The organism is Curtobacterium sp. P97 (assembly GCF_023712445.1).
In the GTDB taxonomy this organism is placed as follows: Bacteria; Actinomycetota; Actinomycetes; order Actinomycetales; family Microbacteriaceae; genus Curtobacterium.
In genome coordinates this window covers 1-419 of the sequence record NZ_JAMAYF010000181.1, presented here as the reverse complement: position 1 = coordinate 419, position 419 = coordinate 1, and the positions used below count along the sequence as shown (strand labels likewise).

General features: G+C 75.9%; 1 protein-coding gene. It reads left to right on the top strand.

Going from position 1 to position 419, the window contains the following annotated elements; translation table 11 throughout:
- On the top strand, positions 1 to 419 hold a 419-nt coding region (locus tag M3677_RS17550; RefSeq protein ID WP_251161221.1), incomplete at both ends, for a PAS domain-containing protein.

Sequence of the window (419 nt, the reverse complement as noted above, 5' to 3'; positions counted from 1 at the left end):
AGGTGGTCCCGGTGGCCCGCGACCAGGTGGTCGAGACCATGACCGACGCGGTGCTGGTGAGCGACCGGGACGGCCGGCTGGTGGACCTCAACCCGGCTGCCCGGCGGCTGCTGCGCCGGGTGAGGCCTGACGTCACCGACGTGCTGGGCACGCCCTTCGGCGCCCTGGTGGGACCCGACCTGCTCGCCGCGGTGCTGCCCGACGGGCGGGCCACCGACGGCACCTACTCCGCCGGGCACGCCGTCGTGCGCATGGCCGAGGACCTCTGGCTCGACGTGCAGACGGTGCCGGTCGGGCGCGGTCGCCGCGGTGGTCGGCTCACCGTCGTCCGCGACGTCAGCACCGAGCAGCGCCGCGAGGCCGACCTCCGGCGCCTGAACGAGCAGCTGGCCGAGCACGTGGCGACGGTCGACCGGCTG